Below are 24414 nucleotides of genomic sequence, written 5' to 3' on the forward strand. Positions count from 1 at the left end.
CGTCAGCCCCGGCTGACCGTTGTGGACAACAAGCTGAGACTTTGGACAGCTCGGCTGCAAGCCAACACCAGCTGACGGAGCTCATGTTGCAGTTTGGCGACGGTGGCAAGAAGGGACGGTCGCCCATCGCCCACTATTGGTGGCGCTATTGGTCCGATCGCGTCGACCGACCGTCAGCGACGGAGACCCAGCCCATGACCGGTGATACGACCATCGCGCACCGCCTGCCTCTTCTCGCCAGAATGGCGAACGACATGGACGGGCACGGGTCAATGCGGGCATCCACAGCGGCTGCCATGTGGACGGCCTACTCCGCCCACGCAGTACTGACCGCGTGGGTGCTGGCCCGCCGCTCCGTACGCCTTCCCATCCCACCCGGACCAGCGCGCGTCGCCGGTGGAGCCCTGATCACCGCCGGTGCTGGGCTGTGTGTGGCCGGGATGAGGCCGTTCACGGGCGTCGAGGAGTTGACGGGCATGCGCAACCTGAATCGCCCCGGGTTTCGTGGAGGCCTGGTCGCGGTTGTGCGAGGGTTCCTTGAAGAAGCCCGCAGGACTCGCTGCCTACCCATTCCGGGGGTTCACGCCCGCTTTCACACGACGGAAACGCATCCAGGCCGCCCGAGTCCTTCGGTGCGCTCAGCATCGACCGGGCCCGGCCGTGATGTCTGGCTCGCTGGTGAACCCGTGGCGTCGACGCGTACCGAGTCCGACGTGTTGGCCGCACTGTCTGAGCCGCCGAGGATCGTTCTCACCCGGCGCCAGCTCATCAACCACGTCTGGGGACCCGCGTGGCTGGGCGATGGGGCCTGCTCGACGTTCGCATCGGGCGTCTACCACAAGGACCGCACGGGCTTCGCGAAAGCGCTCAAACCTATCTACCCCGCCCCGGACGGGGCCGCCGCGCAACCCGAGTCCGACACCTTCCGTGACTCGGTCTGGGACACGAAGTACCCCCACGCGGTCGGGACCCGGCAAGCCGCGTGGGAAAGGATCATCCTGCACCTGGCGTTCCCGCGCGGGCTCCGCGGGGACTCGACAGCCGGCGCCTGGGATTGACCCTCCCACCACTGCGCGTCGGCCGCCGAGGCGCCCACGTGCCAGATGCAGGTCAGACCGAGAAGACACTCCAGATGACGCCTGCGCCTATGCCGAGCACGAGGCTGAGAGCCGAGGTCACCACCGCCGTCGTCGCCGACCAGGCCGCAGGGATGAACGCTCCTGGCAGGGTTGGCGCGGGGGGTTCCCCTCGGCCGTAGACGGGTGCGATCCACCGAAGGTAGTAGAAGAGACTGATCACGGTGTTGACGAACACCAGCACGGCCAGCCAGGCAAGTCCGCCGTCCCAGGCGGCGGCGGTGGTGGTGAGCTTGCCGGCGAAGATGACGGTCGGCGGGGTGCCGACGAGGCCGAGCAGCGCCACCACGAGGGATGCGCCGAGCCATGGCCGGGCTCGGCCCATGCCGCGGTAGGAGTCGAGGTCGCGCCGGTCGGGGAAGGCGGTCGTCACGGCGAATGCCGCGAGGTTGGTGACGGTGTAGCCGGCGAGGTAGAGCAGCAGGGAGGGCAGGGCGAGGTCGCTGCGCCCGGCGACCGCGACCGGCACGAGCAGGTAGCCGACTTGGCTGACCGTGGACCAGCCGAGCAGGCGCCGGGGGTCGCTCTGCCAGTAGGCGGCGAGGTTGCCGAGCGTCATGCTGGCGACGGCGAGGACGGCGACCAGCAGCGGCCAGGCGAGGGTGTCGGGGAGCATGGCGATGAGCCTGTAGGCGGCGACCATCGCGCCGATCTTGGGCACGGTGGTGAGGAAGGCCGCGACCGTTCCGCCCGCACCCTCGGCGGCATCGGGGACCCAGAAGTGCCCCGGGACGCCGCCGGCCTTGAACATCAGGCCACCCAGCACTGCCACGACGCTCGCCGCGACCACGCCCTGCGGCGCCTCAGCAAGTCGGTCGGTGAGGTCGGCGTACGACGTGGTCGCGGAGACGCCGTAGAGCAACGTGACCCCGAGCAGCAGGAGGATGCCGAACAGGGCACCCAGCAGGTAGGTCTTCATGGCCGCCTCGGCTCCGCGGGGCGTGCGCGCGATGCCGATCAGGCCGTAGAGCGGGATGCTCGCGAGCAGGAACCCGACCACTACGACGAGCAGGTCGTCGGCGCCGGCGAGGACGAGCGCGCCGGTCGTCGAGAACAGGAAGAGTGCGTAGGTCTCGCTCTCCCGCGGCGAGCCGGCGATCTCGTCGGAGGCCAGCGCGAGGACGATCAACGTGCCGAGGGCGGCGACGATCCGCGCCACTCCGGTGGCGGTGTCGACGGTGAAGGTGGCCTCCATCGCCGGCTGGGCCGGGCCGGGGAGGTCGACCGCGGCCAGGATGGCGGCGGCGATCAGCGCGGCCGCGGCGATGACGCGGGTGACCCACTGGCGGGTCCGCGGGAGGAAGGACCCGCTGACCAGGACCGCGAGCCCGCCGAGGAACAGCACGATCTCCGGCAGGAGCAGGAGCGGCCGCATGGCCATGTCGGAGCCCACGGGCCTACCTTCCGACGAGCTCGACGGCGACCTCGGCCGCCGGCTCGATGACGGCGAGCAGTGGTCGGGGGAACACTCCGATGAGCAGGGAGAGCACCAGCAGCGGGCCGACCGACCAGACCTCGGCGGCGCGCAGGTCGGTGAAGCCGACCGAGCGGCCGCGGGTCTCGCCGGTGAAGATCCGTTGCAGCGCTCGGAGGAACAGCGCCGCGGTGAGGAGGATTCCGAAGAGCGCGATCGCCGTGACGGGGGCGGCGGCGATGCTGCCGGTGAAGATCTGGAACTCCGCGATGAAGCCGGACAGCCCGGGAAGGCCAAGGGATGCGAAGGCACCGACGGCGAAGAAGGCGGCGAATCGGGGGGCGGGTCCGGCCAGGCCGCCGTAGGAGTCCATGTCGTAGGTCGCTGCCCGGTCCTGGAGGACGCCGGCGAGGAGGAACAGCGCACCGGTGATCAGGCCGTGGCTGACCATCTGTGTGACGGCACCGGTGACCGCAATGGACCGGGCCTGCGCGGTGTCGTCGGCGACGAGCCCTGCGGCGCCGACGGCGAGGACGATGTAGCCCATGTGGTTCACCGACGTGTAGGCCACCATCCGCTTGAAGTTCGTCTGGGCCAGGGCCACCAGGGCGCCGTACACGACCGAGACGATGCCGACGACGATGATCACCCACGCCCAGTCCCGCCACGCCTCGGGCAGCATCGGCATCGCGATCCTCACGAACCCGTAGGTGCCCATCTTCAGCAGCACGCCCGCCAGGACAGCCGAGCCGATCGCCGGCGCGTCCGTGTGGGCCGGGGGCAGCCAGGTGTGGAACGGCACGGTCGGGGTCTTCACCGCCAGTCCGACCAGGATGGCGGCCAGCACCAGCCCACCGGCCAGCGACGACCCGGCGAGCGGGGTCTGCTCGGCCAGCTCGACCATGTCGAAGGTGTGCGGGTCGGCGGCGATGTAGAGGCCGATGAACCCGACGAGCAGGGCCAGGGAGCCCAGGAACGTGTAGAGGAAGAACTTCATCGCCGACCGGGCTGCGTTGCCGTGCCCCCAGCCGGCGATCACGAAGTACATGCCGACGATCGAGAGGTCGAAGAAGACGAAGAAGAGGATCAGGTCGGCGGCGACGAACAGGCCCATGCTGACGCTCTGCAGGAAGAGGAACAGCGCAGCCTGGAGACGCGGCCGGTCGGTCTCGCGCAGCGCAAAGATCGCGCAGGCGAGGAAGATCACCGCGGTCATCGCGATCAGCGGCAGGGACAACCCGTCGACGCCGAGGTGGTAGCTGCTGTTCACGCCGGGGATCCACTCGGCCTGCTCCTCAAAGGCGAGTCGTCCGGCCGTGGGCGTCTCGTAGCGCAGCCACGCCGCGACCACGAGGGCGAGGTCGGCGGCTGCGACCGCGACCCACGTCCACCGTGCGGCCGCGTCGCCGAGCCGCGGAAGCGCGAGCAGGGCCACAGCGGCAGCCAGGGGCAGGAATACGATCAGACTGAGCACGTTCACCTCACCGTGACAAGGAGCAGGACGCCGATCGCGAGCACCGCGACGGCCTGGATGTAGTACTGGTGCAGCTGGCCGGTCTGCGGACGACGTGCGAGGCGGCCGAGGCGGCGCAGCTGCGCAGCGAGCCCCTCGACCGCCCCGTCGAACCACCGGTCGTCGTCCCGTGCCGCGCGAGTCGCGGTCCACAGCGACGCCCGGGACGTTGTCTCGACCGCACCGTCCAGCACCCGGTCGTCGAAGGTCGCTGCCCGACGCGCCAGACCGAGCGCGGCCGCGGCGGACCCGGCCACGCCCCGGTCCAGGACGCGGTCGTCGAAGCGCGCCAGCGCCTCTGCCAGCGCGAGGGTCGGGCGTACGACGAGGGCCTGTGTCGCGCGCTCGAGACCCAGCCAGGCCAGGGCCCATCCCGGTTCCGGCACCGGACGCCACCACACGAGCGCCAGCACCCCCAGTGCGATCACGACCGACGCGGTCATCTCCGCCCATGTCGGGTGGAGCGGCTCCTCGCCGAGAGCGCGGGCGATCGTGTCGCCGAACGGCGGCAGCGCGAGCACTCCGAGGACCACTGCGCCGAGCGCGAGTGCGATCAGCGGCATCTGCTCCAGCATGCCGACGTGGCGGGTGCCCGGCTCCTCCGCGTCGAGATGCGCCTCGACCTCGGCGTGGTTTTGTTCGGACAGCTGTCGCCACAGGATCACCAAGATCTTGCCGGCGTACGCCGCCGACAGCGCGGCCGCGGCGAGGCCGGCGGCGTAGATCCACGGTGACTCCTCCAGGGCCGCGGCGAGGACCGCGTCCTTGGTCGCCCACAGCGCCAGCGGGGCGACGCCCGCGAGGGATAGCGCACCGGCGGTGGCGGCCCAGCCGACCAGCCGCCACCGCCGAGCCACGCCACGCAGGCCGGCGAGCTGCTTGGTGCCGAGCGCGGTGAGCCAGGCCCCGGCGGCGAGGAAGAGCAGCGCCTTGGTCGAGGCGTGTGCCACGAGGTGTGCCGCTCCCCCGCTCACCGAGGCCAGCCCGGCGCCCATCACCACGAACCCGAGCTGGGCGGCCGTGGAGGCGGCAAGCAGTTGTTTGAGGTCCTGCTGCGCCACGGCGACGGCGCCGAGCAGCAGCGCGGTGAGTGCGCCGACCCAGGCAGCAGCCGGCGCGGTCCAGCCGGTTGAGGCCAACAGCGGCTCGGTGCGCAGCAGCAGGTAGCCACCCATGGCGACCATGGCCGCGGAGTGCAACAGTGCACTGACCGGGCTCGGACCCTCCATCGCGCGCGACAGCCAGAACGAGAACGGCAGCTGGGCCGCCTTGCCGAGTGCTGCGACCAGGACACCCGCCGCGACGACGTGGCGCCACCCCTCGCTGCTTGCGGGCAGGTCGCCCAGTGACAGGCCGGCTCCACCGGCGAGCGCTGCTCCGGCCGCGACGTACAGCCCAACGTCCGCCGTGCGCGTGGTCACGAACGCCGTGATGCCGGCGGACACCCGGTGGTCGTCGCGCCACCAGAACCCGATCAGTGCGAACGACGTCGCGCCCATCACCTCCCAGGCGAACAGCAGCGCGGGCAGCGTCTCGGCAGTCGCCGTCAGGAGCGCGGCGGAGGCGAAGAGCAGCATGAGCCCGTGGAACCGGGCCTGTGACTCCCGGATCTCACCGGCTGAGAAGACGAGCACGAGCAGGCTCACGACCGCGACCGTCGGTGCGACCAAGGCCGACAGCGCATCCACCCCGAGAGCGAGATCGCTGCCGGCCATGAACGGGACCGACACCCTCGGCCGTTCGAGGGCGACCACCACCGACAGTGCGGCTGTGGTGAAGGCCGTGGCCAGCGACACGGCGGCCGCCGCCCGCTCGAGGCGGGAGAGGGCGAGCCCTCCGCCCACCACGGCGGGCAGGAGCACGAGCAGCCAGAGTGCGGTCTCGGACATGGACATGGTCACCCCGACAGGTCCGTGGCCATGTCGGTCATGTCGGCACCACGCTCACGATGCAGAAGCGTGGCGACCGCGAAGCCCATCGCCATCTCCACGGTCATCGCGGCGATGATCACCATGAGGAGGACCTGCCCGGTCGGGTCGGGAGCGAGGAACCACCAAACGCCGGCAGCGGCGAGGATGACAGCGTTGATCATGAGCTCCAGGCCCATCATCACCATCACCACGACCTGCTGGGAGATCGCGCCGTACAGCCCGACGCTGAAGATCGCCGCGGCGATGAGCAGGGTCGCCTCCAAGGTCATCTGCCGACACCTCCGGGCTGGGGGTCGTCCGCGGGGCGCCGCTTCAGGTCATCGCCGAACCGGTCGTAGCGGGTGCGGTGCGCCGCGAGCACGACGCCGGCCACGATGGTGGCCACCATGACCGGGCTGATCACGGCCATCACCAGCATCTTCGGGCCCATCAACGATTCCCCCAGCGCCATGGTGACGTCTGGCGGTGGACTGCCCCGGCGGGTGGGCCAGTCGACCATCAGGATGCCCGTCGCGAGCGCCAGGAACGTGGTCACGGCGACGGCGATAGCGGTCTTGTTGCTGTGCACCATGCTCATCGGCATCAGCGCGGGGTTCATCCCCATGAACATGACCATGTAGACGGCCATGATCGCCATCTCCATGACCATCATCAGGATCGTCACCACGCCGACGTAGTTCTGCTGCAGGAAGAGCACCTGCAGGCCAACCGCGACGAAGGACAGGGCGAGGGCGTACGTCGCTCGAGCCATCGAGTCGACGTAGAAGACCGCGGCGCCGCCGAGCACCGCGACGAGCCCGACCCCCCAGAAGGCGATGTCACTGAGCACGTTCACGACCTCCAGACGGCGATGACGGCGACGACCAGGTCCTGCAGCAGCACGGCCGGGAGCAGCAGCATCCAGCCCACCTCCATGAACTTGTCCGGCCGGAAGGCCGGCAGCCGCCGCCGCAGCCAGACCAGGACCGCGAGCAGGGCAACGGTCTTCACCAGCACCCAGGCCCATCCCGGCAGCAGCGGACCGGCGCCGCCGCCGAGGAACATCGGGACCGCGAACGCCGCGCCGGCGGCCAGCAGCGCGTATCGCCCCGCCTCGAACACCAGCCGGTCCACGCCCGACAGCTCCGCCCGTGCGCCGCCGGAGACGTCCGTCCCGATCGCCGGGGCGAAAGGCCCCCACACAGAGAAGGCCGCGACCCCGAGCAGGTAGACGAGGAACGCCACCGGCATCCAGACAGCGAACCAGAGGCCCTCCTGGGCCGCCGCGACCGCGCCCACGTTCAGGGTCTCCGCGGCGATCGCCGGAGCGACCAGGGCGAACATCAACGGAAGCTCGTAGCCCAGTCCGTGCGCCAGAAACCGGTAGCCGCCGACCAGCGAGTGTGCCGAGTTCGCACCCCACCCGGTCAACCACACCAGCGCCCAGACCATCACGTCCATGGCGTTGAACCACATGACGCCCACGTCGAGGTCGAAGATTGTCCACTCCCCCAACGGCACGACCGTCACCATCAGCGCCGCCACTACCAGCAGCCCGGCACCCCCGATGCGCCACAGCAGGCGGTCGGCTTCGACGGTGGTACGACGTCGCTGCCGCATCAGCCGGGCCGCTTCACCGAACGGCCGGACCGCCCCGCCCATCTTCCCGCCCGGCCCGCCCCCCGCACGCGCGGCGAGGGCACCGTCCAGCATGGCAGCGGTGACGGCCAGCGCACCCAGAATCCCCAACGCGGCAATCGCCCAGCCGGGCGCCACGGTGGTGATCGGCGAGTCCGTCATCGGCATCGGGTCAGCCATGCGACACCTCGTGCTCCGCCTGTCCGGCGAGCAGCTCGTGGATGTCGAGGCTGGCGAGGACCAGACGTGCCGTGGCGAGATCCAGACCCATGACCAGATGCGCCAGGTGGTCGGTCGAGAGTGTCCGGCCGGCGTCGTCCGTCCGAGTGCCGGTGTCACCGGCGGCGGTCGCGGCAACACCGGCGACCGCCCGGTCCAGCATGCCCATCAGCCGCTCATAGGTGTCACCGACCGCGGCGGCCGGCAACCCCCGGGCGTGGGCGTCCTCGTCGCTCAGCCGCCTGACGCCTCGCAGCGACCAGCGCAACGTCCTCGAACGACGGACCCTCCGGCGCAGACGCTCGAGTTCCGACCCCGCCGCTCCGTCCCCGGGCTCCAGGGCGGTGTCGCGGATCCTTCGGGCCTCTGCCGCAGCGTCGTCCCACCCCGCCAACGCCAGCAGCGAGGCGATGTTGTCGATGCCGCGGGCCGGCCCGACAACTTCGTCATCCTGGCGGGCACGCCCGTCGACGAGCTCGGCCTGTACCTCGACAATGACATCGCCCTGAAGCGAGCAGCGCAACACCAGACCGGCCGGCCAGTACCGCAGCACAGGCCCGAGACGCACCTGCAAGACGTCCATCTCGAGCCCATCTCGGTCCTCGCCGCCCTCCGCGAGAGGGATGCCTCCCGGTGACATCTCCATGTCGCCGTGGCCCATGCCTTCGTGGCCGCCGTGGTCCATGCCCTCGTGGCCGCCGTGGTCCATGCCCTCATGGCCGCCGTGGTCCATGCCCTCATGGCCGCCGTGGTCCATGCCCTCATGGCCGCCGTGGTCCATGCCCTCATGGGCGCCGTGGTTCATGCCATCGTGGCTCTCGTGGCCCTCGTGGCCCTCGTGACCCTCGTGGTCCATGCCTTCGTGGCCGCCGGCTGAACCGTGGTCCGTGTCTCCATGGCCACCATGACTCTCGACTCGAGATCCCGCCTGCTCGGCGAGGAGTTCGGAGGCGGTGGGTCGCTGCTGCGCGTCACGGCGGTGGCGGTCGGTGTCGAGCAGGCCGGTGTGTGCTTCGTCCAGTCGAGCACCCACCTCGTGGCCCGCGTGCACGTGAACGCGCACTCGAGGTCCCGGCATCTGGTGCCAGATGCCCTCGATCGCCTCCGCGAGCCCCGGCCCGGGTTCGCCGCACACGACGAGCACGTCGGCGTCCGCGGGTGAGATGGCGAGGCGCCATCCACGGGCGGCCACGTTGCGCTCCGCCGCCATTCGCGTGCGCCACGAGCCCGGCACCTCGACGACCAGGGCGTGAGCGTGCCGGGAAGCGCTCCGTGCGATTGCGTCACTCAGACCCAACGCAGTGCCCCCTCCCGCCATGCCCAGAGCACGGCGACGAACAAAGCAGCCAAGAAGAGGAACATCTCGACGACCGCGGTCACGCCGACCTGTGCGACGACGACCGCCCAGGGATACATGAACAGCATCTCGACGTCGAACGCGAGGAAGAGCAGCGTCGCGAGGTACCAGCGCACGTGGTACCGCGACAGTGCGTGCTGCTCGGGGGCCCAGCCCGACTCGAACGGAAGCACGTTCAGCGAGTCCGGCGCTACGGCGGTGAGCCTGTGCAGCGCGTACAGCCCGAGCACGAGCACCCCGACCGCGCTCGCCATCACGACAACCCCTGCGTACATGACTCTCCTCTCGCATTCAGATCGTCGCCACTGGCTGGCGATGGACGGGGATCCGTGCTCAGGGGCTTGCCTCGAAGTCCGGGACGGGGCGCTGCTTGGCCTCTTCCTCGGTGGTGGCGGCACCGTTCTTCTCGATGTCCTCGATCAGCCACTTCATCTCGGCGATCTCGATGCGCTGAGCCTTGATGATCTCGTCGGCCAGCTTGCGCACACGAACGTCTTCGATCTCGGACCGCTCGCTGGTGAGGATCGCGATCGAGTGGTGCGGGATCATGCCCTTCATGTAGGACTCGTCCTGCACGAAGGTCTGCGACCGGGACAGCCACAACGCGGAGCCCCCCACCACGAGCGCGGCCACAATGATGGCGACGTTGACCTTGACGTTCTTGTACATCATCCCCCACATGAAGCCGAGCATGATGAGCGCCATCGCCGACCCCATGAGGATGGCCATGTAGACCCGCTCCTCGCTGAACGTCATGTGGGACCAAGTGAACGCGTTGGTGTAGGTGAGCAGGAACATCGTCACCGTCGACGTGGTGATCATGGCCGCGAAGATGAGGTACATCTTGCGCTCGTGCTTCGTGCGCTGCTCGTGCTCGGAGGACTGGTTCTTCTCGGACTTCGTGGTCATGCGGGGACTCCTCTCATCGGGGTACGCATCCACATCGCCGGTTGTGACACCGGAGCTTGTCGTCGGTGATCCGGCGCAATGGTTCCGCCTGCGCCTATCGGTCGTTGTCGCCTCGGAGCTGTCGGAGACGGTCCTGGTACTCCTCGTCGGTGAGCTCGCCCCGGGCGTAGCGCTCGTCGAGGATCTCTTGCGCTCGCGTTCTCCCGGTCCCCGGTCCAGGCGGTGGCGCGCTGCCACTGCTGCGGTTCGTGCCTCCGCCGCTGCCGCGAACCAGCAGCACAACGACGAGGACGATGACCAGGATCATGATCGGCCAGATGAACCACATCCAGCCCATGCCCCCTCCGTTGCCATACATGGGTCTCACCTCTCTTTCCGATTCTGGAGCCCCGAGGGCTCCGCTGTGTTGGCAGGCGGCCCGCTCTGGGCGGCGACCGCCGCGAGGTCAACTGGCCAGGACGGTGCCCATCATTCCCCGGTCCTCGTGGTCGAGGATGTGGCAGTGGTAGACGGTCCGACCGCCGAAGTCCTCGAACGCGACCCGGACCTTGACCTGGCTTCGGGCGGGGACGTTCACGACGTCGAGCCAGACCGGCTCGGACAGCTCGCGGCCGTCGACCTCCAGCAGCTGCATCGGCCACACGTGCAGATGGAAGGGATGATCCATCGGGCTGTCATTGCCGATGGTCCACTCCTCCACCGTGCCCATCCCCACCTGCTGGTCGATCCGGTCGGCGTCGAACTCCTCACCGTCGAAGGTGAAGCTCATCGGACCCTCGCCGCCGCCCATCATCCCGCCCATGCCCATCTGGAAGATGATCGACCGACGACCATCGACGTCAGCGTCACGCAGGTCGCGGACAGCCGGGCCAGGCGGGATCCCACCGACGGCTCGGTTGCCGCTCGGGGAAACGCTCAAGCGGGCGAGGGTCACCGCACCGCCACCCACTGGCCTCGGGCCCCCGCCCATCATCTGGCCAATCATGCCGCCGCGGTCGACCGGCATCGCGGTGAGCTCGCTGCCTCCCTCGGAAAGGTCGACCACCAGGTCGAGCCGGTTCCCGGGCGCGAGCACGACGTCCTCCAACGCCGTGTCCCGGGGCAGCCGACCCACGTCGCGGCCAACAACCCGGGCGCGCTGTTCTGGCAGTCTCAGCGCGAGGTAGCGGGCGGTGCAGGCATTGATGATCCGCCACCGTTCACGCTCCCCCGAGCGGCCCTTGAGGTCCGGCTTGGCGGCACCGTTGACCAGGACGAGCTCACCCTCTCGGCCCATCATCTGCTCCATGGTGGACGGGCTGACCAGTGAGCCACCGGAGTCCAGGTTGATGTCGGAGACGACCATGACCCGTTCCCGGTCGACGGGGATCTCCTCGTCGTCCTCCACGATGATGGCGCCGTAGAGTCCGCCGAACACCTGGTCCGCGACCGTGCCGTGGTGGTGCGGGTGGTACCAGTACACGCCTGGTGGATGGTTGTCGGGCAACCGATACTCGTACCGATGCGCCCGGTCCGGTTCGACAGCGACGAACACGTTGTCGCCGTTGCCTTCGGGTGAGACGTGCAGCCCGTGCACGTGCAGGTTCGTGACCCGATCGAGCCGGTTCACCAGCTCCACCCGCAACGTGTCGCCCGGTCGCAGCCGCAACGTGGGACCCGGCACGCCACCGTTGTAGCCCAGGGTCGTCGCTTCGCGTCCGGCGACCTCGTGCTTGCCCAGCGCAGCCTCCAGCCGTACCTCCAGTAGACCCCCGGTGCTCCGGAGAGCCTCGGGCTCGGTGAACAGTTCCCCGGCGACGGGGTCCAGGACCGAGGTGGACAGCTCGCGCCACAGGCCCGTGCCACCGACGACGGTGCCCACCAGGCCGGCACCGCCCATCGTCAGAGCCGCGCGTCGGCTGATCGATTTCACGACTGCCCCTCCTTCAGGACGCGCGATCGGTGCTGGTACTCCTCCGTGCTTAGCTCGCCTGCCGCGTACCGCTCCTCAAGGATCTGTGGGGCACCACCCGTCCTGCTCGGCCGACCGGGCCGGCCCGAACCGGTTTCGAGGCCTCCGGCCAGCACGCGCACCGCCGTCACCGCCAGCAGCACGACGCCGAGGACCAGCAGCACTCCGTAGAACAACGCGGTCATGTCTGATCGATCTCGGACCACGTGGCGCCCGCGTCGGTGGACACGAGGACGCCGACCTCCGTGGCGGCATACCAACGCGACTCGGTGGCGGTCAGCGCGTGAGGCACGTCCGGGAGTGATCCCACCTCCCGCCAGGTGTCCCCACCGTCCTCGCTGCGGTAGACCGACCCCTCGGGGCCGGCCCCGACCAGCAGGTCCTCGCTGTCCCAGTCCAGGAGCAACAACCGCGGCGCGGACTCCACACGCTCGGGAGACCCCGAGACCTGGAGGCGGACGAGCGAACCGCTGCCATCGGTCAGCAGCACAAGATCGGGGTTGCCTGGATGGGCAGCCACGTCGGTGGCGGGCAACGGGCCCAGGTCGCGCCACCGCCTGCCGTCCTCGGTGGACATGAGGCGCCCGCTCTGGGAGTCGACCCCGTACACGCGGTCACCGGCCGCCTCGAGCGCATGGAAGTCCGCCTCACCTTCCAACGAGAGCGACCTCCACGTCCGACCGGAGTCTGTCGACTCGGAGAGTCCGAAGTGCGCGGGTCCGCCGGCGCCCGGCTCGGGGTGACCACTCATCAGGAAGCGGTCCGCGTCGGCGATGGTGAACGACATCGCGTCGAAACGCTCCTCCCCCACACGCTCGAACCCGTCGGCACCGAGGGCGAACACCCCGTGATGACTCGCGACGTAGAGCGTGTCGTCCGCCGGGTTCACGTCGAGAGAGTGGATATGGCCGAACTCCTCCCCGGCCGCAGCGGCGTCCGAGGCGGTCGGGTTCTCGGCAGAGCTGCAGCTGGCGAGCAGGGCCGCGGCCATGGAGAGGCCGGTGACCATAGGGAGACCAGAAGACAGACTCAGCGATTTGCGCGCCGCGCACATGCGCATACTCCAAAGGGATCGAATGACAGGGCAGGACAGAGGCACCGGACCCATGCGGGTGGTGCGCCGGTGTGCCTGATCAGATCCGGAGTACGGTCAGCCCTCGTTCGAACGGCGGTGGCAGCCCCGCCACGTCGAGCGCGGCGACGACCCACGGCACTAGACGCGGCAGACGCCATCCTACGCCCCGTGCCGCGGTGGCGAAGATCCACAAGCCCAGCGCCAGACCGGGCGTGAGCACCATCAGGCACAGCGCGAGCAGCCCCCCGTCATCCGCGGGTGGGGCCTCGTCCCCGGCAACGACGCCGTGGGACGCGACCACGCCCACGGTGGTGTCGGTGGTCATCATCATGGACGGGGCGGCGTGGTGCCCCACGTGCTCACCGGAGTCCGGCCCGGACGCCAGCCCGTGCATGCCGACGATTCCTAGTGCGACTGCGCACAGGAGCACAACCCGCGGAAGCCGCGTCTTCACGGCTCCCGGCAAGGGGCGGTCGGCAAGAGTCATCGCCTCCTGAGTCTAGGGACTGGCACACCCGGCCGCCAGCCAGGCACCAGTGGTCCTGCCGCTGCGAGGGCAGGCAGCGCCGCCGGATCCGAGGAGCGATCACGTGCCATCGGCACTCGTCAAGAAGGAAGACCGCTTGTGACGTCGGCTGCGAACGCTTCACAACGACCCCGAGTTCCAACGAGCCGTGTCCGCAGCGCGACAACGTCGCGCGTCATAGTCCAGGACGGCCCTTTTCACAGGTCGACGACATCGAGCTCATATGCCCGATTCGCTCTGGCCCGAGCTCATCAACCCCATCCTCGCCGCCGTCCTCCTCGGCGCCCGAAACCAGACACAGCCGAAGGCCACCGCAGCCGTTGGCGACGACCACCCAGGCTGAATCCAGGTGGCGAACCCGGCGCCGGACCCCGCTGCAGAGGGGGTTTTCGGGTCACAAAGCGCGACACAAGCCAGAATGGTTCAAATGACAAGTGGCCCGTGTCCTGCGTTTCCGCAGGCCACGGGCCACTTTTCAGTAGCGGGGGCAGGATTTGAACCTGCGACCTCTGGGCATGATCGAAGGCCCGCCCCGGACTACTGCAACTCTCGGGTCCCCTTGGAAAACCTCGGGTTCTTGAGGAGATTCCCCATCGGACGCCTCCAACTGTATCGGAACGTCTCGGAACGATTGCCCATCGTTTCTGATGATCTTCTGATGACGTGTTGAATCTCCGGCGGGCTAGCGTGAGGCAAACCGCGGCGGCGGCTTGGTGGTCACGAAGGCCGGTGCGGGAAGCGACGAGGTCGAGACCTGACGACCTGGGTGCCGAGCAATCCGGCGTACTTCATCGATTCGCCGAGGGCGTCTCCCCGGCGACGCGGCCTTGCTTGTGGGCGGTCGTGCCCGGCGGCAGGTAGGTGGTGCCGAGTAGGCGGTGGTGGGTGACGACGCAGCGCCGGCGGCCCACACGTGCGGGAGGCCGGTGGCCATGGTCTCGTCGACGAGTACGGCGCCTCGCGCGTCGGGTCATGGCCAACTATTGGGGTGCGGCGATGATGTGGCAGATATCGGCGTCGGTGCAGTCGTCGGGATCCAGGTGGTGGCTGCGCTCGATGAGCACGTCGAGTTCTGTCTCGAGCAGGGCGAGGTCCCTGATGCGCGAGCGCACATCTTCAAGCTTGCCGCGGATCAGGGTTGCCACGTGAGCGCAGGGGACGTTGCCGTCGTCGCGGAGATCGATGATGGTGCCGATCTCGGCGAGCGTGAGTCCTGCTGCCTGGGCGGTCTGGACGAAGCGCAGCCGGGCGAGCGTGGATTCGTCGTAGATCCGGTAGCCGTTGGCACCGCGTTCGGGTGCGGGGAGCAGGCCCTTGCGTTCGTAGAACCTGATGGTCTGGCTGGGTAGCCCGACGGCGTTGGCCAGGTCTCCGATCAGCATGGGTCCATCCTAGCGCTTGACCTTGCACCATGGATCAAGGTTTACGGTCGCTGGCATGGACATCGCCTTGTTGTACTTCGACGACTGCCCGAACTGGAAGGTCGCCGACGAGCGCCTTGCCGCCATCGCCGCAGAACGCCCCGACCTGATGGTGTCGCGTCACCTCGTCGACACGTTGGAGGAAGCCGAGCGAGTGGGCTTCCACGGTTCGCCGAGCATCCTGGTCGATGGCGTCGACGTCTTCGCCGGGCCGGATGACGGGGTCGGTCTGTCGTGCCGGGTCTACCGCACCCCCGATGGCCCGGCCGGCGCCCCCACGATCGAGCAGCTTCGCGCAGCACTCGCCGGGCCGGACGGGACCGTACGATGACCCCCAGCTACGACTTGATCGTCATCGGCGCCGGCATGGCGGGGGTCTCCGCGGCCAACAAGTGCGCCTCCAAGGGCTGGAAGGTCGCGATCGTCGACGCGCTGCCCTACGGCGGCACCTGCGCTCTGCGGGGGTGCGACCCCAAGAAGATCCTGCGCCGCGGTGCCGAGATCATCGACAGCGCCCGGCTGATGCGCGGCAAGGGCATCGACGAGGGCGGTCTGTCGATCAACTGGGCCGACCTGATGAAGCACAAGCACGGCTTCACCGATCCGGTTCCTAAGAACATGGAGGACAGCCTCACCGGCAACGGCATCGACACCCTCCACGGAGTCGCCCGATTCACCGATACGAACAGCATCGAGATCGACGGCACCCGTTACCAGGCGACACATTTCCTGATCGCCACCGGTGCACGCCCACGCCCGCTGGACTTCCCCGGCCACGAGCACCTCATCGACAGCACCGACTTCCTGGATCTGGAGGTGCTTCCGCCGCGGATCCTATTTGTCGGTGGTGGGTTCATCTCCTTCGAGTTCGCCCACATCTCGGCACGTGCCGGCAGCACCCCGACCATCATCGACCGCGGAGTACGGCCCCTCAAGGGGTTCGACCCCGACCTCGTCGAGCTCCTCATCGCGCGCGGCACTGAAGCCGGGATCGAGCTGCGGCGCTCGACGACGATCACCGCGATCGAGCAGTCCGAGAGCGGCTACCAGGTCAGCATCGAAGGATCGGGCCGGTCCGAAACCGTGGAGTTCGACCTCGTCGTCCATGGCGCCGGCCGGACACCCGAGCTCGCCGGCATGGACCTCGACGCAGCCGGGGTCGAGTCGGGCGAGCACGGCGTGCACGTCGCCCCTCACCTGCAGAGCACCACGAACCCGGCGGTCTACGCCGCAGGTGACTCCGCAAACAGCCCCGGGATGCCGCTGACCCCGGTCGCGGTCTTCGAGGGCAAGGTCGCCGCGTCGAACATGCTCAACGCCACCACGACCGTCCCGGACTACACCGGTGTCCCCACTGCGGTGTTCACGATTCCCGAGCTCGCCCGGGTGGGGATGCTCGAGCAGGAGGCCAGGGACCAGGGCATTGATGTCGATGTCCGCTACAGCGACACCAGTGGCTGGTACTCCAACTACCGCATCGGTGAGACGACCGCGGCCGCCAAGATCCTCATCGACCGATCCAGCGACCGGATCGTCGGCGCACACCTCCTCGGCCCCGAGTACGGGGAACTGATCAACTTCCTCGCCCTCGCCATGAAGCTCGACCTGACCACCCGCCAGCTGAAGTCCATGACCGCCGCCTACCCCACGGTCGGCTCAGACCTCGGCTCCATCCTCTGACCCCCGACCTGCCCTCTGCAACAGGACTGGGTACTCGACAGACCGGCCGCGACACCACGATTGGAGCGACAGCATGAGTTCACCAGTCAGTGCCCTCCTGGAAGCCACGGGGCTACCCGCGGACAAGCTGCTGACCCAACGCAACTCGCTAACCGAGCCGCTCCAGCTGCTACACCAACGCACGCTGCTCGCGCTGGCTCAGAGCGGCAAGCCACCGACCCGCGCTCAGCTCGAGTCCTGGGCCACCGAACTCCACCTCGAACTCGACGCAGCTCTGCGTCACATGGCCGAGTCAGAACTGGTGTTCCTGGACCCCGCCGGGCGAGAGATCACCGGAGGCGTCCCGTTCGCGCCCGGACCAACACCCCACCAGGTCCGCATCTTCGACGGCCCGACAGTGTCCGCAAACTGTGCGATCGACGCCCTGGGCATCGCGGCGATGCTGGACCGAGATGTCGACGTTGAGTCGCTTGACCCCTTGACCGGTGAACAGATCACCGCGAGCAGCCGCGCCGGGCGCTGGACCTGGCAGCCGGTTCAGGCAGTCGTGTTCGTCGGTTCGTCGGGTCAGGGACGCCTCACTGAGACGTGCTGCCCGGTGATCAACTTCTTCACCTGCAGCGAGCATGCCCTCGCCTACCAGAGCGCGCACACCCTGGACGGCTTCGTGCTTGCGCTCTCGGACGCGGTGGAAGCCGGAGCACTCGTCTTCGGCGATCTATTGGGGACCCAGTCGGCCCGACCTGACGCCCGACAGTGACGCCCCCGGAAGACATCGGTGACCGGTGCCGCAAAGGCCTTCGTCATCGGCACACCCACTCACCACACGCCTGCGGGCTTCCTCGCGCACCTCGTGTACGCCCTCGCGGTCACGGCCACCAGCGAGACCGCCTCGGCGCTGCCAGGACGCCGTCCATGAACAGCACCGGGCCACATCTCCCCGCAACCCCGCGAACGTCCCATTTGGAGGAACTGGCATGACACAGCACATCCCGTCGCCCACCAACCAACAGCACCCCACCACGCACGCGAGCGATGTCACCAACACTCCGGTGGACCAAGAAGCGCCACGGGGCTTCTCCGGCTGGTGGTTCGGGCTCCTGGCTCTGCTGCCCATTGCCTGCTGCGCTCTGCCCCTGCTCGTCCTCGGTGGCGTGACCGCCGGCAGCGGCGCCGTACTCGGGGGCGTGACTGGGGGTGTCCTGTTGCTGGCCGGCGCGGCCCTCCTCGGCATCTGGGGGATGCGGCGCCGCTCCCGCACCCGCGACGCCATTAGCTCGACAACCACGCCACCGTCGCGCGACCGGTGCTGTTGAGCGCACCAACCACTTGGGAACCTCACTCGACCTCGATGCAGGAGAAGCAACCATGACCACCACTCGAACGTCCACGTCCTCATCGGCCTCCGGTCCGGGGCCCGCCGGCGGGTCAGGGCGGCGCTGGCTGGCCATCGTGGGTGCCGCAGTCGTCACCCTGCTGGTGCTCGCGGTCACCTACACCGCGCTCAGCCAGCCGAGCCCCGCTCCCGGTGCCGCGTCCTCGGCCGCTGGCTCCAGCACGGTGGCGACCGCATTCACCGCCTCGACATTGGCAGGTGAGGAGGTTCCCGTACCGGGCGGCAAGCCCAGTGTGGTCTTCTTCTTCTCCGCCACCTGCGGCACCTGCGGGCCCGGCGCTCGGGCTCTTGCTGAAGCCCAGGCCAGCACCCCCGACGCGAACTACGTCGCGGTCGACATCGACCCCAACGAGTCCGTCGAGGACGTGCGGGAGTTCCTTACCGCTAACGACGCCGACACCCTAGCCTACGCACTCGACACCGACGCAGCACTGACCCGGGCCTACCAGCTCACCCAGCTCTCCACCGCGGTCGTGCTCGACGCCTCCGGCACCGAGGTCTACCGCGGCGTGGACCCCACCCCCACCCAGATCCGCACGGCGCTGACCAAGGCGGACGTCGAGTGAGCGGCCTTCTCGCGCTCGCGTTTGGCGCCGGACTGCTCGCCCCCGTCAACCCCTGCGGGTTCGGACTGCTCCCGGCCGTCCTGACCGCGACCTCCGGGACCACCGGACCGCTCGCACACGGCGACAGCGTTGAGACCGCAGGCCTCGTGGCTCGCCTCGCGGGCGGACTGCGCGCCGGGCTCGCCCTGGCCGTGGGGTTCACCGCGACCTTCACCTTCATCGGGCTGCTCCTCACCATCGGTGTCCGCTCGGTGATCGCACTCGTCCCCTGGATCGCCGCAGCCCTCGGCGCCGCTCTCGCCCTCATCGGCCTGGCGATGCTCGCCGGTTGGCACCCGGCACTCCGGCTGCCCGGGCGCCACCCCGACCCCATCAAGGTCACCGGCACCCGGCGTCTCGTGGCCTTCGGGTCCGGATACGCCGTCGCCTCGGCCTCCTGCACCCTGGCCGTCTTGCTCGCCGTGGTCACCCAGGCAGCGGCGACCACCTGGATCGGCGTCATCGCCGTGTTCACTGCCTACGCCGCCGGATCCGCCCTGCTGCTGATCAGCCTCGCGCTGCTCGCCGCCGGGACCGCAAGCGCCTTGGCACGCAGCCTGCGCGCCATCGCCCCCTACGCCTCCCGCATCGCAGGTGCGCTGCTCGCATCCAGCGGCCTCTACCTCCTCTACTACTGGCTCCCGCAACTGCTCGGCGCCGCGCGACCCTCCGACGGAGGCGTCGCCGCGCTGTCCGCGCACGTCTCCTCGTGGATGAGCGACAACCAACTCGCCGTCGTTCTCGCAGCCGGCGTCATCCTCGCCGGCACCGCCGCCACCACGCTTCTCGCGTCGCGGACCCGGACTCCCCGTACGCAGCGACCTCGCACCACGTCCCACGGCGGCGGGCCGCAATGAGCTTTGCTTGCCATCTGGGCAATCAACCCGGCTTCGCGATGCTCCGGGTCCGCTCTGGTCAGAGGCTTGACCACTGGCCTTCGTCAGCGCCGCCGCATGGTCGAGGACCGATCGCCCTGCGCCCGGCCGGCGGCCCCCGGCCATCGTGCTGCCGGCATGCCGCGCCGCCGTCACCTGGTGGAGCCGGAGCCGCTCGGCTCCGTCTGAGCCCGCCACACGACCACCGCGCTGCGGCACGGGCGGTGCGCGTTGGAGGGCATCGAACGCAGTGCCATGGTCATACCTAAGACGGGCGCCCATCAAGAACGGAGACGCTGATTTGAGCGCCAGAGAGACCACGCCGCGACCAGGACTTCGTGACGTGTTCGCGGACACTGGGTACCGGCGCTTGTGGTCGGCTCGGACCGTGTCGCAGTGGGGCGACACATTCAACTTCGTGGCGCTCGCACTGCTGATCTATGACCTGACCGGCTCCGGGCTCGGGGTCAGCGGCGTCGTGGTCGCCGAGGTCCTGCCGGTACTCCTGCTCGCGCCCTTCGCGGGGCCGCTGGTCGACCGGTGGCCCCGGGTACGGGTGATGATCGGCTCCGATCTGTTCCGTCTGGTCCTCGCGGTCGTCCTGGCGGTGTGGCACGACGCCCCGGTCGGGGTGTACGCGATCGCGTTCGGCATGTCGGTCGGCGCGGTCTTCTTCAACCCAGCCGCCTCCTCCATCCTCCCGGCTCTGGTGAAGAAGGACGCACTGGTCGCCGCGAACAGCGGCATCTGGACCGCCGCGGTCCTGTCCCAGATCGCGTTGGCGCCACTCGCGGGACTTCTGGTCGTCTCGCTCGGATACGGTCCAGCCTTCGCCCTCAACGCTGTCTCATACGCGATCAGCGCCGTGCTCTTGCGCGGGCTGCAGGTGCCCGGGAACCCGGAAAAGGTCCAGCGTCGCCACCTACTTGCCGAGGCCCGTGAAGGGGTCACGGTTCTTGTTCACGGACGCCTTCTGCGTGCGCTCGCGATCGGACAGTTTCTCGCCGCGCTCTCCGCGGGTGCGACCAGTGCCCTGCTGGTCGTCCTAGCCACAGAGCACCTCGGTGTCAGCGGCGGTGGGTACGGGCTCCTGATCGGAGCGATCGGGGTCGGAGCCGCGCTCGGGCCACTCGTCCTGCTCCGCCTCATCCGCAACCCGGCTCGTCCCTTGTTCGTGTTCGGCCCTTACGCACTCCGCGGCGTCGTCGACCTCGCCATCGCCTCGGTCGCCTCCGTCCCAATCGCAGCGGGCGCGCTGGCCCTGTACGGGATCGGCACCTCCACCGGTGCCGTCACGTTCAACTCCATGCTGCAAGGCGAGACACCCGAACATGTGCGCGGTCGCGTGTTCGCATTGATGGATGTGCTCTGGCAAGGCGGCCGACTTCTATCCCTCGCGATCGGAGGAATCCTCGCGGACGTGTACGGCATCGAGGCCGTCTACTACCTCGGCGGAGCGCTACTGCTCGCCGCAGCTGCTGCAGGTCTGGCCTCGACCAAAGGCGATCCCGCGTACTGACCTCGACAGACTCCACCGTGCCGCCAACGGTTTGAGCCACCGCGCCCGGTTCAGCCGCGATCCAGCCATCACCCGTTCTCGGCGACGAGCCGCCGCGGACCAGCGTCCAACCGCCGTGAGAGGCACGCTGACCGGCGCGAGCCACGTCGCCATCCAGACCCCTCCGCCTCGACCTCCGTTGCTCAAAGCCCAAGGTCCTTGCTCGACGTGTTCGCGAGGACTTCGAGTGGACGGATGTAGCGGTTGACCAGGACGGTGAGGTCCTTGTGCCGCGTCTGTGCCGCGATCCGGTCGAGCGGCACACCGGCCATCGCAGCAGCCGTGGCGTGGCCGGCCCGCAGGGAGTGGGCGGTGATCCGGGTGCCGTCGAGTCCGGCTGCCTCGGCTCGGGTGCGGAGCATGCGGGCGACGACGTGTCCGGACAGCGGTTCGTGACTGACCGAGCTGGCCCAGATGCGGGTGAACAGGGCCCCGGGCGTCTCGCCGCGGACGGCTCGCCAGGTATTGAGCGCGGCGACGGGGTCGGTGTGGGCGTGCTGCCCGTAGGCGACAGCCACGACCTGCCCGTGTCCTTCCTGGTCCATCTTGGACTTGCGGATGTTGAACAGGAGGCCCGCGGGTTTGTACTCGACGTCCGCGAGCGTGAGCGCGACGATCTCGGAACGGCGCATCGCCGAGGCGTAACCCATGAGGATCATCGCGGCGTCGCGGATGCCTATCGGCGTACTGCGGTCCATGCCACCGATGATCTGGCGGATCTCATCGACAGTGAGCGGTCGGGCCAGGCGTCGGGGTGCGGCGCCGTAGGTGCGCATCAGTCCGCGGCGAACCTGCCGGACGACCTCGGACTCGACGGGATCGGCCACTCCGCACATGCGGTGGACGTGTCGGATTGCGGTGCAGGACATATCCAGGGTGCCCGTGGCCTTGCCGGTTTCGGCGCGTTCGGTCAGGTAGGCGCACAACGCGAGTGGGTCCCCCGGTAGTGCGGGGATGCCGCGCGCACCGCACCAGCGCTCCCACTGACTCCAGGTCTGGGCGTACACGGTGCGGGTGGACTCGGTGCGGGCGGCGGAGATGGCCGCCGCGATGCGGGCCGCGTCGGCGTCGGTCAGCCCCGGCGGGAGGCCGGTGGTGCCAGCTGAGGTGGGGACGAGTGAAGTGCTGGCCGGGAGGGCCGCATTCATGAAGGGGGTCATGGCCGGGTTGTACTGGCGCGAACCCCTGAGCCGACGCCCAGGCCAGCGCCAAGGTCGGTTCTTCATCCGCCGCTGCCCTGCGTGAACGTCACATAACGCTGACTTTGTGATGACCGAGTCAAGTTAGAAAGCTTTCAGGCTCGGTTCCCCAGAGGGAACCGAGCCTGAAATTCGTAGCGGGGGCAGGATTTGAACCTGCGACCTCTGGACCTCGGGCGCTCGCGCCTTGCCGTGCTGAGGAGGTCAAGTCCCCGGGAGTGGTGTAGCGCTTCGCGTTCCTTCTAGTTCGGATTAGGCGGTCAGGGCGGGCAGGTCGTCGGCTCCGATCTCGGGTTCGGTGGTGGGGACGATGTTGACGCGGCAGCGGGCGAGGACCTCGAGTCCGAGGTAGCGGCGACCTTCGGCCCATTCGTCGGTCTGCTCAGCCAGCACGGCACCGACGAGGCGGACGATGGCCTCGCGGGTGGGGAAGATCCCAACGGCGTCGGTACGGCGGCGGATCTCGCGGTTGAGTCGCTCGGCGGGGTTGTTGGACCAGATCTGGCTCCACACGTCCTTGGGAAACCCGGTGAAGGCCAGGATGTCGGTACGGGCGCCGTCGAGGTGGTCGTGGACCGCGGGGAGCTTCTCGGCGACGTAGTCCAGCAGCCGGTCGAACTGGGCGTGCACGGCAGTGGCGTCGGGCTGGTCGTAGACGCTGTGCAGCATCGCCTTGACCGCTGGCCACATGCTCTTGGGCGTCACCGACATCAGGTTCGCTGCGTAGTGGGTGCGGCATCGTTGCCACGCGGCACCGGGCAGGTTCGCTGCGATCGCGTCGACCAGGCCCGGGTGGGCATCTGAGGTGACCAGCCGGACCCCGGACAGGCCGCGTGCTGTGAGGTCGGCGAAGAACTCATTCCACGCAGCACCGGTCTCGGATGTGGCTACGCGCATGCCGAGGACCTCGCGGTGCCCGTCGCCGTTGACACCGGTCGCCAGCAGCACCACGGCGTTGATGACCCGTCCGCCTTCGCGGACCTTCATCGTCAGGGCGTCCGCGGCCACGAAGGTGAACGGGCCAGCGGCATCCAGCGGGCGGTGGCGGAACTCCTCGACATGGGCGTCAAGCTCGGCGGCCATCCGTGAGACCTGCGACTTCGACAGCGAGTCGATGCCGAGGGTCTTGACCAGCTTGTCCATCCGCCGCGTGCTGACGCCGGCGAGGTAGCAGTCGGCGACCACGGTGATCAGCGCCGTCTCTGCGCGCTTGCGGCGCTCGAGCAGCCACTCGGGGAAGTAGGTGCCCTTGCGGAGCTTGGGGATGGCGACGTCGATGGTGCCGACGCGGGTGTCGAGGTCGCGGTGGCGGTAGCCGTTGCGCTGCGCGGTCCGGCCCGGGGTGGGGCGGCCGTACTCGGCGCCGACGACGGCGTCGGCATCCGCGGACAGCAGGGCGTTGATCATCGTCTGCAGCAGCGATCGCATCAGATCCGGGGACGCCTCGGCCAGGGCTTCACCGAGCAGGCGGGCAGGGTCGACAATGTGAGGAGCGGTCATCGTGATGACTCCATTCGAGAGTGCTGTGAGAGGTTCACTCGAAGGATCACGCGGTGGCCGCTGCTTCGTCTGGCGTACACGCCGGTGACGATCCTGGCGACCGCGCTACACCACTATCGGGGACTCAACTGCTGAGGACTTTGATCGCTCTTGGCGATATGGGCTCTGAACTGCGCAGACGCGCAGAACCCGGCAGCCTGACCGTTGACCTTCTTGACGCCGTTGCATCCGTTTGGACGGCTTGCGCTGGCGTTTACGGGGCATAAACGCGGCACGACTCAAATCGCAACGAGTCCGACCGACCATGCCTGATCGCGAGGCGACCGTGCGACCCGACCGTTACCAGGACGACCGCTCAGCCCTGATCCACCGAGGTCGGTCGAGGTCCTGAGCGTGGCGTAGAACGAGAATGCCCTCCTGAGCAGGGAGGATTTGGCTTGCGACAGTCAGATCCACCAACTCAAGAGGGACACCTCGTAAGTGAAACCTTCTCACACGATCCGCCCCGTCTTCGATGACCCGAACTTGGTGT

28 protein-coding genes are annotated in these 24414 nt (G+C 68.8%); 11 read left to right on the forward strand and 17 right to left on the reverse strand.

Annotation, left to right across the window (positions count from 1 at the left end; genetic code table 11):
- The first annotated feature begins 686 nt into the window (after positions 1-686).
- Positions 687-1058, forward strand: coding sequence for a transposase (locus tag ACYVKX_RS19125; protein WP_460835273.1), 372 nt, complete (start codon positions 687-689; stop codon positions 1056-1058).
- 52 nt (positions 1059-1110) lie between these two features.
- On the opposite strand, the gene ACYVKX_RS19130 is transcribed toward ACYVKX_RS19125, so the two are convergent.
- Genes ACYVKX_RS19130 through ACYVKX_RS19160 form a run of 7 tightly spaced genes read right to left on the reverse strand, consistent with a single transcriptional unit; the run spans position 1111 to position 8413 of the window.
- Complete coding sequence (locus tag ACYVKX_RS19130; RefSeq protein ID WP_460835274.1) at positions 1111-2529, reverse strand: NADH-quinone oxidoreductase subunit N; 1419 nt, start codon at positions 2527-2529, stop codon at positions 1111-1113.
- A 4-nt stretch (positions 2530-2533) separates the two neighbouring features.
- Positions 2534-4024 (reverse strand): complex I subunit 4 family protein, encoded by a 1491-nt coding sequence (locus tag ACYVKX_RS19135; RefSeq protein WP_460835275.1) that lies wholly within the window; start codon positions 4022-4024, stop codon positions 2534-2536.
- 2 nt (positions 4025-4026) lie between these two features.
- A complete protein-coding gene (locus tag ACYVKX_RS19140; RefSeq protein WP_460835276.1) occupies positions 4027-5952 on the reverse strand; it encodes a proton-conducting transporter transmembrane domain-containing protein in 1926 nt (641 codons plus the stop codon).
- Positions 5953-5960: 8 nt separating this feature from the next.
- Positions 5961-6263, reverse strand: coding sequence for an NADH-quinone oxidoreductase subunit NuoK (locus ACYVKX_RS19145; protein WP_193667652.1), 303 nt, complete (start codon positions 6261-6263; stop codon positions 5961-5963).
- A complete protein-coding gene (locus ACYVKX_RS19150; protein WP_460835277.1) occupies positions 6260-6823 on the reverse strand; it encodes an NADH-quinone oxidoreductase subunit J in 564 nt (187 codons plus the stop codon). Before ACYVKX_RS19150 ends, ACYVKX_RS19145 begins: the two co-directional genes overlap by 4 nt.
- Positions 6824-6825: 2 nt before the next feature.
- Positions 6826-7791 (reverse strand): NADH-quinone oxidoreductase subunit H, encoded by a 966-nt coding sequence (locus ACYVKX_RS19155; protein ID WP_460835278.1) that lies wholly within the window; start codon positions 7789-7791, stop codon positions 6826-6828.
- The gene (locus ACYVKX_RS19160; protein WP_460835279.1) at positions 7784-8413 is read right to left on the reverse strand and encodes a hypothetical protein; all 630 of its coding nucleotides are present in this window, start codon (positions 8411-8413) and stop codon (positions 7784-7786) included. Before ACYVKX_RS19160 ends, ACYVKX_RS19155 begins: the two co-directional genes overlap by 8 nt.
- Before the next feature lie 69 nt (positions 8414-8482).
- On the opposite strand from ACYVKX_RS19160, the gene ACYVKX_RS19165 reads away from it, so the two are divergent.
- Together ACYVKX_RS19165 and ACYVKX_RS19170 are read left to right on the forward strand one after the other, a co-directional pair.
- Positions 8483-8707, forward strand: a complete 225-nt coding sequence (locus tag ACYVKX_RS19165) for a hypothetical protein (protein WP_460835280.1) — start codon at positions 8483-8485, stop codon at positions 8705-8707.
- Positions 8708-8725: 18 nt separating this feature from the next.
- A complete protein-coding gene (locus tag ACYVKX_RS19170; RefSeq protein WP_460835281.1) occupies positions 8726-8992 on the forward strand; it encodes a hypothetical protein in 267 nt (88 codons plus the stop codon).
- A gap of 125 nt (positions 8993-9117) precedes the next feature.
- Here ACYVKX_RS19170 and ACYVKX_RS19175 read toward each other — a convergent pair whose 3' ends face one another.
- The 8 genes from ACYVKX_RS19175 to ACYVKX_RS19210 form a co-directional block, all read right to left on the reverse strand.
- Positions 9118-9462, reverse strand: a complete 345-nt coding sequence (locus ACYVKX_RS19175; RefSeq protein WP_460835282.1) for an NADH-quinone oxidoreductase subunit A — start codon at positions 9460-9462, stop codon at positions 9118-9120.
- Positions 9463-9520: 58 nt separating this feature from the next.
- Positions 9521-10096, reverse strand: a complete 576-nt coding sequence (locus ACYVKX_RS19180; RefSeq protein WP_460835283.1) for a DUF305 domain-containing protein — start codon at positions 10094-10096, stop codon at positions 9521-9523.
- A 94-nt stretch (positions 10097-10190) separates the two neighbouring features.
- A complete protein-coding gene (locus ACYVKX_RS19185; RefSeq protein ID WP_460835284.1) occupies positions 10191-10454 on the reverse strand; it encodes an SHOCT domain-containing protein in 264 nt (87 codons plus the stop codon).
- 87 nt (positions 10455-10541) lie between these two features.
- Entirely contained in the window at positions 10542-12008 is a 1467-nt protein-coding gene (locus ACYVKX_RS19190) for a multicopper oxidase family protein (RefSeq protein WP_460835285.1), read from the reverse strand.
- A complete protein-coding gene (locus ACYVKX_RS19195; protein ID WP_460835286.1) occupies positions 12005-12232 on the reverse strand; it encodes an SHOCT domain-containing protein in 228 nt (75 codons plus the stop codon). Before ACYVKX_RS19195 ends, ACYVKX_RS19190 begins: the two co-directional genes overlap by 4 nt.
- Positions 12229-13056, reverse strand: coding sequence for a F510_1955 family glycosylhydrolase (locus ACYVKX_RS19200; RefSeq protein ID WP_460835287.1), 828 nt, complete (start codon positions 13054-13056; stop codon positions 12229-12231). Before ACYVKX_RS19200 ends, ACYVKX_RS19195 begins: the two co-directional genes overlap by 4 nt.
- Before the next feature lie 124 nt (positions 13057-13180).
- A complete protein-coding gene (locus ACYVKX_RS19205) occupies positions 13181-13516 on the reverse strand; it encodes a hypothetical protein (protein ID WP_460835288.1) in 336 nt (111 codons plus the stop codon).
- Positions 13517-14628: 1112 nt separating this feature from the next.
- Positions 14629-15030, reverse strand: coding sequence for a MerR family transcriptional regulator (locus tag ACYVKX_RS19210; RefSeq protein WP_023646693.1), 402 nt, complete (start codon positions 15028-15030; stop codon positions 14629-14631).
- Between the two features lie 55 nt (positions 15031-15085).
- On the opposite strand from ACYVKX_RS19210, the gene ACYVKX_RS19215 reads away from it, so the two are divergent.
- From ACYVKX_RS19215 to ACYVKX_RS19250, 8 genes are all read left to right on the forward strand, one after another.
- A complete protein-coding gene (locus ACYVKX_RS19215) occupies positions 15086-15400 on the forward strand; it encodes a thioredoxin family protein (RefSeq protein ID WP_460835289.1) in 315 nt (104 codons plus the stop codon).
- Positions 15397-16749, forward strand: coding sequence for a dihydrolipoyl dehydrogenase family protein (locus ACYVKX_RS19220; RefSeq protein ID WP_023646695.1), 1353 nt, complete (start codon positions 15397-15399; stop codon positions 16747-16749). Before ACYVKX_RS19215 ends, ACYVKX_RS19220 begins: the two co-directional genes overlap by 4 nt.
- Positions 16750-16822: 73 nt before the next feature.
- On the forward strand, positions 16823-17509 hold the full coding sequence (locus ACYVKX_RS19225; RefSeq protein WP_460835290.1) for an alkylmercury lyase family protein: 687 nt from the start codon (positions 16823-16825) through the stop codon (positions 17507-17509).
- An 18-nt stretch (positions 17510-17527) separates the two neighbouring features.
- The gene (locus tag ACYVKX_RS19230; protein WP_460835291.1) at positions 17528-17668 is read left to right on the forward strand and encodes a hypothetical protein; all 141 of its coding nucleotides are present in this window, start codon (positions 17528-17530) and stop codon (positions 17666-17668) included.
- Positions 17669-17726: 58 nt separating this feature from the next.
- Positions 17727-18065: a hypothetical protein gene (locus ACYVKX_RS19235; RefSeq protein WP_038273580.1), complete on the forward strand. Its 339-nt coding sequence runs from the start codon at positions 17727-17729 to the stop codon at positions 18063-18065.
- 52 nt (positions 18066-18117) lie between these two features.
- Positions 18118-18711: a TlpA family protein disulfide reductase gene (locus tag ACYVKX_RS19240; protein ID WP_460835292.1), complete on the forward strand. Its 594-nt coding sequence runs from the start codon at positions 18118-18120 to the stop codon at positions 18709-18711.
- Positions 18708-19607, forward strand: a complete 900-nt coding sequence (locus ACYVKX_RS19245; protein ID WP_341242079.1) for a cytochrome c biogenesis CcdA family protein — start codon at positions 18708-18710, stop codon at positions 19605-19607. The genes ACYVKX_RS19240 and ACYVKX_RS19245 overlap by 4 nt, the downstream gene beginning before the upstream one ends.
- Before the next feature lie 361 nt (positions 19608-19968).
- Positions 19969-21144, forward strand: coding sequence for an MFS transporter (locus ACYVKX_RS19250; protein ID WP_460835293.1), 1176 nt, complete (start codon positions 19969-19971; stop codon positions 21142-21144).
- Between the two features lie 182 nt (positions 21145-21326).
- On the opposite strand, the gene ACYVKX_RS19255 is transcribed toward ACYVKX_RS19250, so the two are convergent.
- Together ACYVKX_RS19255 and ACYVKX_RS19260 are read right to left on the reverse strand one after the other, a co-directional pair.
- Positions 21327-22409 carry a tyrosine-type recombinase/integrase gene (locus ACYVKX_RS19255; protein ID WP_460835294.1) on the reverse strand — a complete coding sequence of 361 codons (1083 nt, stop codon included), beginning with the start codon at positions 22407-22409 and terminating at the stop codon, positions 21327-21329.
- A 225-nt stretch (positions 22410-22634) separates the two neighbouring features.
- Positions 22635-23882, reverse strand: coding sequence for an IS256 family transposase (locus ACYVKX_RS19260; protein ID WP_460835295.1), 1248 nt, complete (start codon positions 23880-23882; stop codon positions 22635-22637).
- Positions 23883-24414 lie beyond the last annotated feature (532 nt).

It is taken from the genome of Nocardioides hungaricus (assembly GCF_054782915.1).

Coding starts and splice junctions, on each gene's coding strand:
- ACYVKX_RS19175 (WP_460835282.1), bottom strand. CDS start 9,462: ATGTACGCAGGGGTTGTCGTGATGGCGAGCGCGGTCGGGGTGCTCGTG.
- ACYVKX_RS19200 (WP_460835287.1), bottom strand. CDS start 13,056: ATGGTCACCGGCCTCTCCATGGCCGCGGCCCTGCTCGCCAGCTGCAGC.
- ACYVKX_RS19185 (WP_460835284.1), bottom strand. CDS start 10,454: ATGTATGGCAACGGAGGGGGCATGGGCTGGATGTGGTTCATCTGGCCG.
- ACYVKX_RS19205 (WP_460835288.1), bottom strand. CDS start 13,516: ATGCACGGGCTGGCGTCCGGGCCGGACTCCGGTGAGCACGTGGGGCAC.
- ACYVKX_RS19255 (WP_460835294.1), bottom strand. CDS start 22,409: ATGAAGAACCGACCTTGGCGCTGGCCTGGGCGTCGGCTCAGGGGTTCG.
- ACYVKX_RS19145 (WP_193667652.1), bottom strand. CDS start 6,263: ATGACCTTGGAGGCGACCCTGCTCATCGCCGCGGCGATCTTCAGCGTC.
- ACYVKX_RS19160 (WP_460835279.1), bottom strand. CDS start 8,413: ATGGACGTCTTGCAGGTGCGTCTCGGGCCTGTGCTGCGGTACTGGCCG.
- ACYVKX_RS19215 (WP_460835289.1), top strand. CDS start 15,086: ATGGACATCGCCTTGTTGTACTTCGACGACTGCCCGAACTGGAAGGTC.
- ACYVKX_RS19225 (WP_460835290.1), top strand. CDS start 16,823: ATGAGTTCACCAGTCAGTGCCCTCCTGGAAGCCACGGGGCTACCCGCG.
- ACYVKX_RS19240 (WP_460835292.1), top strand. CDS start 18,118: ATGACCACCACTCGAACGTCCACGTCCTCATCGGCCTCCGGTCCGGGG.
- ACYVKX_RS19170 (WP_460835281.1), top strand. CDS start 8,726: ATGGCCACCATGACTCTCGACTCGAGATCCCGCCTGCTCGGCGAGGAG.
- ACYVKX_RS19260 (WP_460835295.1), bottom strand. CDS start 23,882: ATGACCGCTCCTCACATTGTCGACCCTGCCCGCCTGCTCGGTGAAGCC.
- ACYVKX_RS19220 (WP_023646695.1), top strand. CDS start 15,397: ATGACCCCCAGCTACGACTTGATCGTCATCGGCGCCGGCATGGCGGGG.
- ACYVKX_RS19140 (WP_460835276.1), bottom strand. CDS start 5,952: ATGTCCGAGACCGCACTCTGGCTGCTCGTGCTCCTGCCCGCCGTGGTG.
- ACYVKX_RS19210 (WP_023646693.1), bottom strand. CDS start 15,030: ATGCTGATCGGAGACCTGGCCAACGCCGTCGGGCTACCCAGCCAGACC.
- ACYVKX_RS19195 (WP_460835286.1), bottom strand. CDS start 12,232: ATGACCGCGTTGTTCTACGGAGTGCTGCTGGTCCTCGGCGTCGTGCTG.
- ACYVKX_RS19235 (WP_038273580.1), top strand. CDS start 17,727: ATGACACAGCACATCCCGTCGCCCACCAACCAACAGCACCCCACCACG.
- ACYVKX_RS19155 (WP_460835278.1), bottom strand. CDS start 7,791: ATGGCTGACCCGATGCCGATGACGGACTCGCCGATCACCACCGTGGCG.
- ACYVKX_RS19180 (WP_460835283.1), bottom strand. CDS start 10,096: ATGACCACGAAGTCCGAGAAGAACCAGTCCTCCGAGCACGAGCAGCGC.